This is a genomic window from Luteithermobacter gelatinilyticus (assembly GCF_005849285.1).
Classification (GTDB): domain Bacteria; phylum Pseudomonadota; class Alphaproteobacteria; order Sphingomonadales; family Emcibacteraceae; genus Luteithermobacter; species Luteithermobacter gelatinilyticus.
This window is the reverse complement of the sequence record NZ_CP040517.1, coordinates 511,005-524,415: the sequence shown is the minus strand read 5'-3', so window position 1 is coordinate 524,415 and position 13,411 is coordinate 511,005. Positions and strand designations below refer to the sequence as shown.

The 13,411-nt window shown below is 52.7% G+C and carries 18 protein-coding genes; 9 read left to right on the top strand and 9 right to left on the bottom strand.

The annotated features are described in order from the left end of the window. Positions 1-2 precede the first annotated feature (2 nt). The 3 genes from FE788_RS02380 to rpsU all read right to left on the bottom strand — a co-directional run bounded on the left by FE788_RS02380 (position 3) and on the right by rpsU (position 1,787). Entirely contained in the window at positions 3-1,028 is a 1,026-nt protein-coding gene (locus FE788_RS02380) for a YheT family hydrolase (RefSeq protein ID WP_168190229.1), read from the bottom strand. Continuing rightward, positions 1,015-1,485 (bottom strand): GNAT family N-acetyltransferase, encoded by a 471-nt coding sequence (locus FE788_RS02375; RefSeq protein WP_138379129.1) that lies wholly within the window; start codon positions 1,483-1,485, stop codon positions 1,015-1,017. The genes FE788_RS02380 and FE788_RS02375 overlap by 14 nt, the downstream gene beginning before the upstream one ends. A gap of 95 nt (positions 1,486-1,580) precedes the next feature. Further along, the gene (gene rpsU, locus FE788_RS02370) at positions 1,581-1,787 is read right to left on the bottom strand and encodes a 30S ribosomal protein S21 (protein ID WP_138379128.1); all 207 of its coding nucleotides are present in this window, start codon (positions 1,785-1,787) and stop codon (positions 1,581-1,583) included. Between the two features lie 207 nt (positions 1,788-1,994). Here rpsU and FE788_RS02365 point away from each other — a divergent pair, with 207 nt between their 5' ends. Next, positions 1,995-2,657, top strand: a complete 663-nt coding sequence (locus FE788_RS02365) for a COQ9 family protein (RefSeq protein ID WP_210414103.1) — start codon at positions 1,995-1,997, stop codon at positions 2,655-2,657. A 185-nt stretch (positions 2,658-2,842) separates the two neighbouring features. Then, positions 2,843-3,484: a hypothetical protein gene (locus FE788_RS02360; protein WP_138379127.1), complete on the top strand. Its 642-nt coding sequence runs from the start codon at positions 2,843-2,845 to the stop codon at positions 3,482-3,484. Positions 3,485-3,564: 80 nt separating this feature from the next. Here FE788_RS02360 and FE788_RS02355 read toward each other — a convergent pair whose 3' ends face one another. Beyond that, positions 3,565-4,656 (bottom strand): 5-(carboxyamino)imidazole ribonucleotide synthase, encoded by a 1,092-nt coding sequence (locus FE788_RS02355; protein ID WP_210414102.1) that lies wholly within the window; start codon positions 4,654-4,656, stop codon positions 3,565-3,567. A 50-nt stretch (positions 4,657-4,706) separates the two neighbouring features. Continuing rightward, a complete protein-coding gene (gene purE / locus FE788_RS02350) occupies positions 4,707-5,201 on the bottom strand; it encodes a 5-(carboxyamino)imidazole ribonucleotide mutase (protein ID WP_138379125.1) in 495 nt (164 codons plus the stop codon). 277 nt (positions 5,202-5,478) lie between these two features. On the opposite strand from purE, the gene FE788_RS02345 reads away from it, so the two are divergent. Further along, positions 5,479-6,219, top strand: a complete 741-nt coding sequence (locus tag FE788_RS02345; protein WP_138379124.1) for a GGDEF domain-containing protein — start codon at positions 5,479-5,481, stop codon at positions 6,217-6,219. Between the two features lie 134 nt (positions 6,220-6,353). Here the strand turns inward: FE788_RS02345 and FE788_RS02340 are convergent, their stop codons facing one another. Then, the gene (locus FE788_RS02340; protein WP_210414101.1) at positions 6,354-6,557 is read right to left on the bottom strand and encodes a YdcH family protein; all 204 of its coding nucleotides are present in this window, start codon (positions 6,555-6,557) and stop codon (positions 6,354-6,356) included. A 112-nt stretch (positions 6,558-6,669) separates the two neighbouring features. Here FE788_RS02340 and FE788_RS02335 point away from each other — a divergent pair, with 112 nt between their 5' ends. Beyond that, on the top strand, positions 6,670-7,272 hold the full coding sequence (locus tag FE788_RS02335) for a TIGR02444 family protein (RefSeq protein ID WP_138379122.1): 603 nt from the start codon (positions 6,670-6,672) through the stop codon (positions 7,270-7,272). Positions 7,273-7,472: 200 nt separating this feature from the next. Further along, on the top strand, positions 7,473-7,643 hold the full coding sequence (locus FE788_RS02330) for a DUF465 domain-containing protein (RefSeq protein WP_138379121.1): 171 nt from the start codon (positions 7,473-7,475) through the stop codon (positions 7,641-7,643). A gap of 285 nt (positions 7,644-7,928) precedes the next feature. Here the strand turns inward: FE788_RS02330 and FE788_RS02325 are convergent, their stop codons facing one another. Then, the gene (locus tag FE788_RS02325; protein WP_138379120.1) at positions 7,929-8,525 is read right to left on the bottom strand and encodes a DUF1013 domain-containing protein; all 597 of its coding nucleotides are present in this window, start codon (positions 8,523-8,525) and stop codon (positions 7,929-7,931) included. A 279-nt stretch (positions 8,526-8,804) separates the two neighbouring features. Then, complete coding sequence (locus tag FE788_RS02320) at positions 8,805-9,122, bottom strand: energy transducer TonB (RefSeq protein ID WP_168190228.1); 318 nt, start codon at positions 9,120-9,122, stop codon at positions 8,805-8,807. Between the two features lie 352 nt (positions 9,123-9,474). On the opposite strand from FE788_RS02320, the gene FE788_RS02315 reads away from it, so the two are divergent. The 4 genes from FE788_RS02315 (at position 9,475) to queG (ending at position 12,511) form a co-directional block, all read left to right on the top strand. Then, positions 9,475-10,062, top strand: coding sequence for a hypothetical protein (locus tag FE788_RS02315; protein WP_138379118.1), 588 nt, complete (start codon positions 9,475-9,477; stop codon positions 10,060-10,062). Positions 10,063-10,071: 9 nt separating this feature from the next. Then, positions 10,072-10,308, top strand: a complete 237-nt coding sequence (locus FE788_RS02310; protein WP_138379117.1) for a DUF3126 family protein — start codon at positions 10,072-10,074, stop codon at positions 10,306-10,308. Positions 10,309-10,698: 390 nt separating this feature from the next. Beyond that, complete coding sequence (locus FE788_RS02305; RefSeq protein ID WP_138379116.1) at positions 10,699-11,367, top strand: glutathione S-transferase family protein; 669 nt, start codon at positions 10,699-10,701, stop codon at positions 11,365-11,367. Between the two features lie 4 nt (positions 11,368-11,371). Further along, positions 11,372-12,511 carry a tRNA epoxyqueuosine(34) reductase QueG gene (queG, locus tag FE788_RS02300; RefSeq protein WP_138379115.1) on the top strand — a complete coding sequence of 380 codons (1,140 nt, stop codon included), beginning with the start codon at positions 11,372-11,374 and terminating at the stop codon, positions 12,509-12,511. Here the strand turns inward: queG and FE788_RS02295 are convergent. Next, positions 12,508-13,371, bottom strand: coding sequence for a tetratricopeptide repeat protein (locus FE788_RS02295; RefSeq protein WP_138379114.1), 864 nt, complete (start codon positions 13,369-13,371; stop codon positions 12,508-12,510). The genes queG and FE788_RS02295 overlap by 4 nt on opposite strands. Positions 13,372-13,411: the final 40 nt, after the last annotated feature.

Below are 13,411 nucleotides of genomic sequence, written 5' to 3'. Positions count from 1 at the left end.
TTTCAGTCACAATACTGCTCGAAAAACACGGCCGCCACACGATTATGCCAAGGCGAAGGGTGATCCTGGGTATGAAACCCCAGATGCCCACCATCCTGTGTCAGAAGCACGCTCATGGTCATGTCTTCGGGCCAAATTCTGTGCCGATAATCTTCCACCGGAATCCAGGGATCGTTTTCTGCATGGATCATCAGGGTCGGGACCCGGACCCCAATCAGGAAATGCCCTGCTGACTGGCTGGCATAATATTTATCGGCTCCGTCAAACCCGTGAACGCGGCTTACATAAACATCATCAAATTCATAAAGGGTTGCGGCCGCAAGTGCCGCCTTGACCACCGCTTCGGGGTGATGATGTTTCGACAATTTCACCTGTCGTTTCAGTTCCTGAAGAATATAGCCATGATAGGAACTGTTGCGGCTTTCCATGATTTTCCGCTCTGCCGCCTTCAGGTCCAAGGGGGTTGAGACGGCAACCGCGGCCCGGATCAGAGAGTTTTTTCCAGTCAACCCCAGATATTTCAGCATCATATTTCCGCCCAGCGACAATCCCATCACAAACACGCCCTGCATGCTGTATTGTGCGGGAAGCTGTTCAAGTACCGCCACAAAATCTTCCGTCAGGCCCGCATGAGTGGGGCCGATGCTGGTTTCTGCCGACGGTCCCGCCCCGCGCAGGCTGAGCCGCAGTACGGGAAATCCCGCTTCGATCAGCGCAGCTGCACTAGAGACCATACTGGCGGCTTCTTCGCTACTGGCCAGACCGTGCACCAGGATCACCAGCGGTTTTGTCAGCGCCTCTCCTTCTGCCGAACACCTGTGCAAGGCGCCGACAATCTTCTGCCCCCCCTCAATCTCGAAATACAACCGTTCCCCGGCATCGGCAAGGGTGCGAGAGGGGCCAAGAATGGTATGGCGCATGGTCTGCAAATCAGCCCCAGCCCATTTTTGGCTGACGATAAAATCCGGCAGCCGCACATCGCCCAATGGCGATCCCAACAGGTTGTATCCCCGGTTATTTTCGTTCATAACCCTGATCTTCCCCCTGGACCTTGTGCTCATAGGTCACCCAGCGGGTTCTTTTGCCGAATTGTTCGTAAAAGGCATGAGCATCCGCCCTATCTTCGGCCGTAATCCAACGGATGACCGTGCAGTTCTGCACCTCGGCGATTTTTTCCACCGCTTTCAGCATCACAAGGCCGATCCCATGACGGCGGGCCTCCGGGGCCACGTAGATATCATCCAGGAATATGCCTACCTCACCGGCCAGGGGCCTCAGGAATCTGCGGTAATGGACAATCCCCACCGGCTCTCCCTCTCTGATCGCCGCGATGCCCCGAAGTTCGGTTTCGTGCCCCCCCAGCCAGTCCCATACCACATAAAGCTGTTCTTCCGTCAGCGGTACACCGTAAGACTCCGCATACCCCTTGTAAAGCTCTGCCCATTGATCAAAACTCAACTGGCGTATTTCAACGATTTCAGTCATTTGCGCTCCCTGCTGATGAGGCTTAAAGATATAAATAAAAAAGCCGCCCTTCAAGATAAAGAGGGACGGCCTTTTCAAGAATTAAACGGTGCGTTTTAGAGCGCGCCGTCGCGTTCCAAACGTTTACGTTCAAGCTTGCGGGCGCGGCGAATGGCAGCGGCGGTTTCCCGGGCCTTCTTTTCAGAAGGTTTTTCGAAAAAACGACGCATTTTCATTTCGCGATACACACCCTCACGCTGAAGCTTTTTCTTCAACGCGCGCAGAGCCTGATCAACGTTATTGTCGCGGACGATAACCTGCATGGTTAAACGTCACACTCCTTTCTATTTCCAGAGTTTACAGAATAAGGGGGCTTCTGCCACAATGAACAGAACCCCACGGACGCCCTTCTATCAAAAGAAAGTCGCCCTGTGAAGCTTTTTATCCCTGAGATATTATCATAATATGAAAAAAGTCCAAAAAACTTTACCCACCTGCCTGGCGATGCCATATTATGAAATATTATGAATATGACCCGAGCAAAGATTAAAACGGACATTCCTGATGAGTTGCGCGAGCCTCTCCTAAACGCAGCGCTGGCCCATATCCCGTTTGAAGGATGGACAGACAATACCTTGGGCGAGGCCGCCAGGGATCTGGACATTCCCGTTGGCATAGCCCGACTGGCTTTCCCCGGCGGGGCGGCGGACATGATTGACTTTCTGGCGGACCGGTGTGATCAGCGCCTGGCGGAACAGGCCAAGCTTATGGACCTGGAGAGTTTGAAAATACGCGAGAGGATCAAGACACTTATCCATCTGCGCCTGCTCTGCGAGGAAGACCATCGCGAATCCACCCGCCGCGGTATCACCTGGCTGGCCTTGCCGCAAAATCAGGCCTTGGGTCTGAAGCTTCTGTACCGCACCGTTGATCTGATCTGGCGGCTGGCCGGAGACACCTCCGCCGATTTCAATTATTACACCAAACGGCTAACCCTAGCAGGCGTCTACAGCAGCACCGTCCTGTACTGGCTTAACGACGATTCCGAAGAGTTTGCTGAGACCTGGGCCTTTTTGGACCGACGCATTGAAGACGTCATGAAAATTGAAAAAAACAAAATGCGCCTGCGGGAGATATGCGACAAGCTGCCGGATGTCTGGCGGCTGGCGGGAAAAATCCGCTACAGGCAATAAACCTTTCCCAAACTTTCCCGGTGCAATGAACTGTAAAATTTTCTGACAAAGAGTCGGTTTTCTTTACAGATTCACTCCAATTCCACGAACAGCCATTCCCTAAGTCTTTTGAAACTATAGACATTGTGAAACGGGCACACTCTTTGCATGGCTGATTATCCACCGAAAACCACAGGTATGATGCCATGACACAGCTTATCAAAAAGGCCCTAATTAACGCCGTTATCTTTGCCGGTGTCCTGACCCTTTCACCAAATGTGTCCTACTCGGCGGATGCCTACGGCACCGTGTGTAGCAGTTTGTCCAGCGGCATTGGAAATGCCGGCCTGCCCTGTGTCGTCGTAGACCCTGATTTCGGATATGGCCCGCCAGGGGGTGATAATGAAGCCTCCGTGGAAGCCGCACTTTCCTATATATATGATACCTCCATCATGCTGGATCTGGTGGCAGAAGTCCCTCCCAGCGGCGATTTTTCCACGGGAACATTTGGTGATTTTATCATCACTGGCACCGCTGACGACGGGGAATATGCAGATATCACCTGGCAATATACCGGACCAAGTAGCTCTTTGCCGGAATTCGCCACCGTTAAAGCCGGCAGCAGTGCCTATGCCATTTTTCATCTGGGCGGACTCAGCACGGGACAGCTTTTCACAACCGGGCTGATCATGAATGCCAATAACAATAACGCCCGGGGCATTTCCCACATCCGTTTCTGGGACAGCGGTGATACTCCCCCTCAAATTTCCGAACCGGCCGTTCTGGGATTGTTGGGGATGGCGCTTGGCGGGCTATATATGATAACCCGCCGCCGAAGGAACGTTTAAGTAAGAAAAACAGTTTAAACTAAGCGCCCATAATTAAACGCAGGATTAGAGTGAATTGTGAAGAGGTTGACCCATTCACTCTAGACATCCAGCTTTTCTGAAAAATCATACAGGCGTGTCACATGGCCCATTTTACGGCCAGGTCGCGCCTCTATCTTGCCATAATGATGCACATTGGCGGCAGGATCCTGCATCAACTGTTCATAGTCCCGAATATCCTCGCCAATCAGGTTAGTCATCACCGCCTGGCCATACAACTCCACCCCCCCCAGCGGCAAGCCACAGATCGCCCGGATATGCTGCTCGAACTGGCTGGTGGCGCAGGCTTCAAGGGTCCAGTGGCCGGAATTATGCACCCGTGGGGCGATCTCATTAACTCTGAGACGGGGCGCATCAGTGGAAACAAAAAGCTCTACCGCCATGACCCCCACATAATTCAGCGCCTCAATCATCCGGCTGCCGATCGCCACGGCTTCCTTGTGCAGCGCCTCATCAATTCGGGCCGGGGCAATGGAGGTATCCAGAATATGATTTTTGTGCCGGTTTTCCGCAGGTGTAAAACACCGGATCTCGCCATCCCGTCCGCGAGCGGCAATCACTGAAATTTCCTTGTCAAAAGACACAAACCCTTCGAGGATGAGCTGGTCGGAATTGAGTTTTTGCCAAGCGGCCTCAAGCTCCTCGGGCGTGCGGATCATGACCTGCCCCTTGCCGTCATACCCCAGACGCCGCGTCTTCAGCACCGCCGGACAGCCCAACTTTTCCAGCGCCACCCGGGCTTCTTCAAGGCTGCTGACCCCCGCATAATCGGCCGTGGCGATTCCCAACTGATTGACAAAATCTTTTTCATGCAGCCGGTCCTGAGAAATTTCCAGCACCTTGGCACTCGGATAAACCGGCACGTTTGTGCTGAGAAATTCGACAGTCTCCACCGGAATGTTTTCAAATTCATAAGTGACCACATCCACCGAACCGGCAAAGGATCTCAACGCCGCCTGATCGCCATACTCTGCCCGGGTGACAAGTCCCGTCACCTGATCTGCCGGAAATTTGGCATCCGGACAAAAAACATGACTGCGATATCCCAACTGCGCCGCCGCCATCGCCAGCATACGCCCCAGCTGTCCCCCACCAAGAATACCTATAACAGACCCCGGAACCAGATGTTGCATGGTCATTATCGTCCTGAATAATTCTGAAACTTACCTGATCAATCCTGATATTACAGCTCAACCGGTTGTTCGGCCACCGCCGCCGTCTGACGGTCCCGCCAGTCCAGAAGTCGTTCGGCCAGGGCGTCATCCTGCAACGCCATGATAGAGGCCGCCAGCAAACCGGCGTTTTTGGCCCCCGCCTTGCCAATCGCCAGAGTCCCCACCGGCACCCCGCCCGGCATCTGCGCGATAGACAGCAAACTGTCCATGCCTTTCAAAGCCTTGCTCTCTACCGGCACACCAAGAACCGGCAAGGTTGTCAGGGATGCCACCATTCCCGGCAGATGCGCCGCCCCGCCTGCCCCGGCAATGATCACCTTGAGCCCTCTTTCCGCCGCCGTCTGGGCATAGTCATAAAGCCGTTTCGGTGTACGATGAGCCGAAACGATCCTGGTTTCAAAAACTACCCCCAGTTCTTCCAGAATGTCGGCAGCCTGCTTCATGGTGTCCCAGTCCGACTGACTGCCCATAATAATGCCGACAACCGGTGTATCCTTGCTCATTTTACGACCTCGTTATTCGCTCTGTCTTTTGCCGCCGCCGGGCGACGCAATAGTGGCCTGCGGTCTTCTGGCGGAGGCGGGAAAGGACGGGATTATAACGATCCCCGGCCCAGAGGCAAGTTCGCTTTCCACAGAAGAACATGATTTATAATTTTGCAGGACGAAGACCGCAAATTGTGGTACAGTACCCCCTGAATCTCACAACATCTTGTGATTTTCAGAAAAAACCACAAGTTTTAGGCGAGACTGTATCCGGAAACAAAGGTTTTCGTTTTTCATGAAGGTAGAGAACAAAAGCTCCATAGGCGCGTCGGCCCCCATACGTCGTACACCGGTCGCATCCCTTCAAAGCAGTTCACAGACGGGACAGGTCAGCCCCGGCCGCAGCATATCTGACACGGTCAGTGTGCTGGGGATTCCGCCCGAGGAGATGACCGAACGTGTGAGAGCCGCCATTATGACACTGATGTCCGAAATGGAAAACATGCGTCGCGAAATTGAACTGGCGCACCGAAAAATTTCGGAACTGGAACGCCTTGCGGACCAGGACCCCCTGATCAACATCTCCAATCGGCGGGCCTTTGTGCGGGAAATGACCCGGATGCTGGCCTATTCGGAAAGATACGGCATCAACAGTTCATTGATTTATATCGACCTGAATGACATGAAAAAAATCAATGACAATTATGGTCATGCCGCCGGCGATGCGGCGCTCATTCATTTGGCCGGCGTGATTGTCAACAATCTTCGCGATTCCGACATCATCGGCCGGCTGGGGGGCGATGAATTTGGTATTATTCTGCCCAAAGCCAGTGAACAGAATGCCGCCGCCAAAGCCAAAGCCATTCTTGGGCAGGTCAAAACCAGCCCGCTTGTCTGGGAAGGACAGAAGATTGAGCTGAATGCCTCTTATGGTGTTTATCCGCTGCGCTCCGGCGAAACGGCAGACCAGGCGCTGGATAACGCGGACAAAAAAATGTACGCTCAGAAACAGGGAGTAAAACAGGAAAAAGTCTAGAGGCTACAGAAAAAGTCTAAAAGGTCGTGTGTTCCGGGGGCTTTTTGTATTCTCTATATTCCCCGGCCCGGTTGGTGTTTCCACCACCATTTCCATCGTTGTTTCCATCGTTGTTTCCTGGCCCCGATCAGCGATCAGGCAATAATATCAGGCAGCAATTCGTTTTCCAGCATGGCAATCCGGTCTTTCAGCATCAATTTCTGTTTTTTCAGGCGCTGGATTTGCAACATGTCCGTACGCCCCGTCTCAATCAGCGCGTTAATCGCGTCATCCAGATCCCGATGCTGCACCTTCAATTCCTGGATTTTTTCCAGGATATCCTCTTCATCCAAGGTCATAAACGTGAAATCCCTGCTGCAAAACGCGATTTCCATTGTCCGCCCGCGGGCGAGTATACCATAATTCATACAAGCATGCGTAAAAAACACCTTTTTGGAAAGTCCTTATATCATGCCCGAAACCGATATAAAACTCCCTTGGCCGGAAAACGAATTCTGGGATTTCAGCATTGCCCTGTACCAAAAGCCAAATGTTGCCAAGGCCTGTCTCGAACTCCAGGACAAGACCAAAGCCAATGTTAACATCCTGCTGTACTGTTGCTGGATCGCAGACCGTTACGGGGCGGGCCTGACAGCACAGGCCTTTCAGCATCTTGAGCGGGCCACCCATCCCTGGAGTCATAATGTGATACACCCGCTACGCCAGGCCAGAAAGGCCGTCCGCACTTGTTCACCTTCCCTGTCCATACCGCCAGGAGAAGAGATGTTGATCCGTGGAATCAAGCAGGAAATCTTGCGTGTTGAACTGCTTGCCGAAAGGTATCAGCAACAAAAACTTTATGACCTCACGCCCTCCCTGCTGGATACCTTAGGAATCGCTCCCGATCCCAGACTGGCCGATCTGCGCACCGTCGCCCGACAAAACATTGCGGCCTATGAACATTTTTTGAAAAACCTCACTCCGACATCCCGTTTTTCCCCAAGGGCGGTAACGGAGATTTGCGACGCCCTGGAACTGCCGTCCGCCCCCCCGACCTGTTCAGCCGATTCTTGAGATGTCCTTATGTAACGTCGCTTAAGGCGGAACAAAACCGGTTTTGCATAAGACCCGCCATTTTCATTTATATAAGAGAAACAAAAACTTCCTATAACTCACAAAGAAAAATTTTCTATCATCCACATATTCCCGTGACACGCAAGAAAAATTATGATGTAATTTTTTACTTCATGTCTAACCAGAAAGGAGTAGCCCTTATGCATGCAGAAGCTCATCTCAATGCCCTTTCCGAAAAACATGCCAATCTTGAAAAAATGATTTCCGAGGAAGAGCTCAGACCCGCACCGGATAGCCTCATTCTGCATGGCCTTAAAAAAGAGAAACTCAAACTTAAGGAAGAAATCGAACGATTTAGACAAAAAGTCTGACCCGCTCCCCAAACGCCATAAAAAAGGCCTCGGAAACCGGGGCCTTTGTCATGCTTATATTCGTTTTAGCGTGAATTGAGAGGGACGTTATCGCGAACTCCTGAAAAGGGTGCGATCCATTAAGTGACCGCAGCATGGATTGCGCCGCTGTCGCTCACAACGACTAGAGTGAATTGTGAATAGATTGGGCTCATCAAAATTCACTTTAGGCTCCTCTGTTCAAGCCCCCTTTTTCGGATATTGGGCATGAAATGCGGTCCTGTCATACACCGCCGTCCAAAGCCCTCATTCAGCGTTATCGCCGCTTTCTTCCGGTGCCCCTTCCTCTACAGATTTTTCTTCTACAGATTTTTCTTTAGCCGCAAGCCGGGCCGCGGCTTTTTCCACCTCCAGGTCCAATTCGGTTTGCTTGCACAGCCCCAACACCACCGGGTCGATGGGTTTAATGTTGCTCATATTCCAATGCGTGCGATTGCGAATGGATTCAATGGTGGGTTTGGTCGTGCCCACAAGACGGCCGATCTGCGCGTCGGTCAGTTCCGGATGATGCCTGAGCAGCCAAGCAATGGCATCCGGCTTGTCCTGACGTTTGGAAACAGGAGTATACCGGGCCCCACCGGCGCGGGCCTTGGCCGGAACCTCGTCCTTTTTCAGCTGAAGCCGGGCGGAACTGTCTTTCTGACACCGTTCAATTTCTTGCCAGGTCAGTTGCCCGTTGGCGACGGGATCAAGCCCGACAATATTTGTCGCTACCTGTTCGTCGGCAATCCCCTGCACCTCCAGTTCATGCAGATCACAGAACTCGGCAATCTGCTTGAAAGACAAGCTTGTGTTTTCAACAAGCCAGACGGCCGTAGCCAGGGGCATCAAAGGCTGGTTCATTAAACCTCCTAGATTATTTTCTATTCTAATGACATGATTGCAGTTTCGTTACATGCGCTCAGCATAGGACAGTTTCAAATTTTGGAAAAGCCTTTATACATCTTTTTTTCACATCAGACCAGCCACCAGCAACTTCACAAAACCCATCTGGATACGGCCTTTAGTCCGCCAAAAAACATCCAGAGAAACATCACCAAAAAAGGCGGCTTGCGCCGTCTTTCGGACAAATCCGGCTCCTATACCGGATATGTCACTGATATCTTACTTGAATCGTCCAAGTCATTGGATCGTCCAAGTCAGGGGCAACACAATCACAAGCTTGTCGTCCCCCAGTTCTGCCGGCGGGGCCGGTAGCGGGTTGATGCGTTTGACAAGATTGGTCACTTCGGCATCCAGAATATCATGACCCGTGGATTGTAACACTTCATGGCTGATAATATTACCAGAACGGTCAAAGCTGATTTTGACCTTAGCCTTGCCCTCCAATTCCTGGCGCATGGCCGCGCGGGGGTATACCTGTTTTTTTGACACCAGCTTGACGATTTTCCCTTGCCAGCTCTTGATATCACTGGCCCGGGCGTCGGAAATTCCTGTCAAGGCAACGGCCCCCAATACGAAACATAAACTTAAAATTTTTATTGATCCCTTAACGAGCATCGTTCTATGGCCTCCTGCATACTCTCCATATATCGCATTTCTGTGAGGTGTTCTCATGACAGTATCCTCATGGCCCTTTTCTTTCAGAAATGCAGCTAATGAGAATCACCCTACCCTAAAATGGTTACTTAAGTTTTAAAGATAAATTTTTAACAACTCTTAATATTCCAGGAACCTCCTCAACGGGTCAGCCCCGCAGCTTCCCGCCGCCGCCCGGTAACAAAAAATGCAAATCCATATTGTGTAGCCACAAGATTCTTGCCAGAATGTCCAGGCAACCCTGGAGGATTACATGATTATTAAAACCGCCCTGAAACTCAGCCTGAAACTCAGCGGCATTATCCTGCTGTTGATTTATCATTCGGCTGCTCTGGCCCAGCCCCCGCTCTCGGGAGATAAAATTGAAGGCTTTATTTCCACCCTGCCCAAACTGGAAGAACTCGGCGAAAAATACGACATCGAAGACGATCAGGAGGATCTGGACTCTCAGGCCTCACCCGACGGCGCCTTCAGCCCCTTTACCAGTTCCCTGAGAACCCTGAAAGGCCACAAAGCCTATAATGACTTCATGGCTATCATTCGCGAGGCCGGCTTCTCTTCTGCCGAGGAATGGGCCATGGTGGGGGATCGGGTCATGCGTGCCTTTATCAGTACGGAAATTAAAGGCCAGCACTCTTCGAGCCGGGCCGAAATGGAAGAGGCCATTAAAGACGTCCAGAACAATCCCCATATCTCCACTGAACAGAAACAGGCCATTATCAACAACCTCCATCAAAGCATGGCGATGATGTCAGCCGCCAGCAATGCGCCGGCCGAAGATGTCAAAGCCATTCAACCCTATCTGGGGAAACTGAAATCTCTTTCCAAGGAAACGCAATAAGGAAATACAATGACAAGAACGGAAGTTCTGCGCCTACGCAAATATCTGAACGACAAATTCGATACCACCAAATTCTCTTTGCAGGCCCCGTCCACCAAGGACCAGGACAGCGTTGAAGTTCTGTATGACGGGGAATTTATCGGCGTTATTTACAAGGATGATGAAGAAGGGGAAATTTCCTACGCCTTCCAGATGGCCATATTGGAAATGGATCTCCCCAGCGCCGCAGACGCCTCCCTGATTTAACCTCCTGATCCTAACGGGACACTTCAAACAGACATTCTACCGACACCCCATCCGGGGTGTCTTTTTTTGAGACGTCAGGGAATTTTTGTCCCATTTTCCGACAGCTTCCGAAAAAAAACTGACAGTTTTTTTAATATTTTCCCCTCAGAAAAATTATGATTAACCAACAGGTAAAGCGAATTGTGATGAGATGGCGTAGTCATTGTGAACGAAAGCGACACAATTCATGGAACCTATGGATCGCCACGCGCCCGACAGGCATGAGCCACTGGACAGTCCCGCCCGCAAATGTTAGATGACGGGCGGTCGCCCCCTGCACCCGCAGAGGGTTCCAACAGACTGATATGTTTTCATTTTGGAACTTTTGGGGTCTTTGAGTAAACTACATCCATGCGCCGATTATACCACTACTGGTTTTGTCCTTTTTCCCGCAAGATGCGTGTCGCCCTGAAGGAAAAAGGCCTTGATGTCAAGCTTGAGCTGGAACTTCCCTGGACCCGTCGCCACGACTTCCTGGTGCTGAACCCTGCCGGCACGGTCCCGGTTCTGGTGGAAGAGGACGGCACAGCCATCTGCGGGACTTATGCGCTGATGGAATATCTGGAAGAAAGTGTACCGGCACCCGCCTTATTAGGCGAGACGTCCCAGGACAAAGCCGAAACCCGCCGTCTGGTGGACTGGTTTGACCATAAGTTTTATGAAGAAGTCACCAGCCTGATTGTGACAGAAAAAGTGATGAAGCGGTTTCTCAGACTGGGTACTCCGGAAGCCGCCAATATCCGTTATGCCGCGCATAATATCAAACATCATCTTAAATATATTGAGTATCTGACGGACCGGCGCAACTGGCTGGCCGGCGACGAGTTTTCTTATGCGGATATTTCCGCCGCCGCCCACCTGAGCTGCGTGGATTATCTGGGCGATGTGCCGTGGCAGGATTTTGAAGGCGCTAAAAACTGGTACGCCCGCGTCAAGTCCCGCCCCAGTTTCCAACCGCTGCTCAAAGATTTGATCGCGGGTCTCGCCCCATCCCCGCATTACCGCGATCTGGATTTTTAAGGCTATGTCCGAAATTCGGGATCATATCATCCGCTGCGCCCGGGACGCCGGGTTTGACACGATCCGCTTCACCGGCCCGGATCAGATGGACGCCCCCGCCGCGCGCCTGGAACAGTTCCTTGAACTGGGCCGACATGGCGATATGACCTGGATGGCGGAAAAAAAGGACCGCCGTAAAAATCCCCGCACGTTATGGCCGGAAGTCCGAAGCATCATCATGCTGGGCATGAATTACGCCCCCCGCAGGACTCCTCTAGAACGGCTCGCACAGATGCACACGGGGAACATTTCCGTCTACGCCCGGGGACGGGACTATCACGATATCGTCAAGAAAAAACTCAAAACCGTGGCGCGGCAGATCCACCGGGATCATGCCGCCGGGGTCAAGGTGTTTGTGGACACCGCCCCGGTAATGGAAAAACCGCTGGCGGCCAAGGCCGGGATCGGCTGGCAGGGCAAACACACCAATCTGGTCAGCCGCGAATACGGATCCTGGCTTTTCCTGGGCAGCATTTTCACCACCCTTGACCTGCCCCCCGACAGGGCGGAAAAGGATCATTGCGGATCCTGCCGCAACTGCCTTGACATCTGCCCCACCAACGCCTTTCCGGCTCCCTACCAGCTGGACGCCAGACGCTGCATTTCCTATCTGACCATTGAATATAAGGGGCATATTGCCGAAGAGTTTCGCAGCGCCATGGGCAACCGGATTTACGGTTGTGACGACTGTCTTGCCGTCTGCCCTTGGAACAAATTCGCCAAGGCCGCAGCCGAGGCGGGATTTTTCAGCCGGGTGGAACTGGATCACCCTGATCTTGGCGACCTGCTTGGGCTGGATGAACCTTCTTTCCGTCAGGTGTTTTCCGGCTCCCCCGTCAAACGCACCGGCCGGGATTATTTTATCCGAAATGTGCTAATCGCCATTGGCAACAGCAACAACCGGAACTATATCCCGCTTGTGAAACCCAAACTTCAGGAAGAAAATCCCATTGTGCGCGCTATGGCCGTCTGGGCCCTGTTCCGTCTGATGACCCCCCGGGAATTTTCCGCCTGTCGGCACGATCATTATGCCCGGGAGACTGATCTTGCCGTCCGGACGGAATGGGATCGGGCCGAAAAGACAGCCGGACCTTATCCGGGTTAACGATTAAGAAGGCCGATATTTTCACGCGCCAGATCGGCAAACGCGCTGTCTGGATGAGTATCAATGATTTTCTGCCATTCGGCCCGGGCGCTGTCCTTATCCCCCAGAAGGCGATACACAATCCCGCTTTCCAACAGAATTTCGGGATCATCCGGCGCAATTCCGGCCGCCGCCTTAAGATCAAGCCGGGCCGCAGGATAATTCTTTTTCTGGCGGAACAGCCGTGCTCTTTCCAGAAACCCTTCCCCCCGTTCCGGGTTTTGGTCAATGGCCAGCGTAAAATCCTCAAGCGCCGCTTCAAATTCCCGGCGGTTGATCTGTATGCGGCCCCGTTCCAGATACAGTTCGTACACCAGGTTATTATCCACCCCGGCGGCAGGAGTTCCGCCACCACCGGCGCGGGCCAGGGCCGAACTGATGGCGCTGTAGGCCCTGTCCTCATTACCGTCCTGCCGCCAGGCCAGCGCCGCCTGAATAAAAAGCTGAAGACTGAGGCCCCGTTGCTCTTCGGGGCTTTTGTCATCCAGCCCATCGCCCCGGAGCACCTTTTCCGCCTCCTCCTCCAGTAACTCCGCCGCCTCCTGCGCCCGATTCAGCGCGAGCAATGCCAACGCTTCACAATGACGCGCCCCAGCCAGGCCGTGCGCCTCGATATTCCATTTGCGGGCAAACTCCAGCGCCGCCTCAGCATTCTGCTCGACACGCTCAAGACACGCCTCATAGAGGCGCGCATTTTCCTGGGTCTCATTCCGACCTTCCCCGGCCAATATTGAAAGCGGCAGGCTCGTTACCAAAGCCGCGCCAAGCAAACCAAAATGCCATCTGTATCGCGCAAAGCGGGAAAGCCTCATTTTTGTCATATCCCCTTTATAGATTACCCGGACAAGGTATACTTCACCT

Bases quoted from the DNA above. Each gene is read 5' to 3' on its own strand.
- FE788_RS02375 (WP_138379129.1), bottom strand. From the start codon at position 1,485: ATGACTGAAATCGTTGAAATACGCCAGTTGAGTTTTGATCAATGGGCA.
- queG (WP_138379115.1), top strand. From the start codon at position 11,372: ATGTCCGAAATTCGGGATCATATCATCCGCTGCGCCCGGGACGCCGGG.
- FE788_RS02325 (WP_138379120.1), bottom strand. From the start codon at position 8,525: ATGAACCAGCCTTTGATGCCCCTGGCTACGGCCGTCTGGCTTGTTGAA.
- FE788_RS02360 (WP_138379127.1), top strand. From the start codon at position 2,843: ATGACACAGCTTATCAAAAAGGCCCTAATTAACGCCGTTATCTTTGCC.
- FE788_RS02295 (WP_138379114.1), bottom strand. From the start codon at position 13,371: ATGACAAAAATGAGGCTTTCCCGCTTTGCGCGATACAGATGGCATTTT.
- FE788_RS02310 (WP_138379117.1), top strand. From the start codon at position 10,072: ATGACAAGAACGGAAGTTCTGCGCCTACGCAAATATCTGAACGACAAA.
- FE788_RS02335 (WP_138379122.1), top strand. From the start codon at position 6,670: ATGCCCGAAACCGATATAAAACTCCCTTGGCCGGAAAACGAATTCTGG.
- FE788_RS02305 (WP_138379116.1), top strand. From the start codon at position 10,699: ATGCGCCGATTATACCACTACTGGTTTTGTCCTTTTTCCCGCAAGATG.
- FE788_RS02365 (WP_210414103.1), top strand. From the start codon at position 1,995: ATGACCCGAGCAAAGATTAAAACGGACATTCCTGATGAGTTGCGCGAG.
- FE788_RS02380 (WP_168190229.1), bottom strand. From the start codon at position 1,028: ATGAACGAAAATAACCGGGGATACAACCTGTTGGGATCGCCATTGGGC.
- purE (WP_138379125.1), bottom strand. From the start codon at position 5,201: ATGAGCAAGGATACACCGGTTGTCGGCATTATTATGGGCAGTCAGTCG.
- FE788_RS02345 (WP_138379124.1), top strand. From the start codon at position 5,479: ATGAAGGTAGAGAACAAAAGCTCCATAGGCGCGTCGGCCCCCATACGT.
- rpsU (WP_138379128.1), bottom strand. From the start codon at position 1,787: ATGCAGGTTATCGTCCGCGACAATAACGTTGATCAGGCTCTGCGCGCG.
- FE788_RS02330 (WP_138379121.1), top strand. From the start codon at position 7,473: ATGCATGCAGAAGCTCATCTCAATGCCCTTTCCGAAAAACATGCCAAT.
- FE788_RS02315 (WP_138379118.1), top strand. From the start codon at position 9,475: ATGATTATTAAAACCGCCCTGAAACTCAGCCTGAAACTCAGCGGCATT.
- FE788_RS02340 (WP_210414101.1), bottom strand. From the start codon at position 6,557: ATGACCTTGGATGAAGAGGATATCCTGGAAAAAATCCAGGAATTGAAG.
- FE788_RS02355 (WP_210414102.1), bottom strand. From the start codon at position 4,656: ATGCAACATCTGGTTCCGGGGTCTGTTATAGGTATTCTTGGTGGGGGA.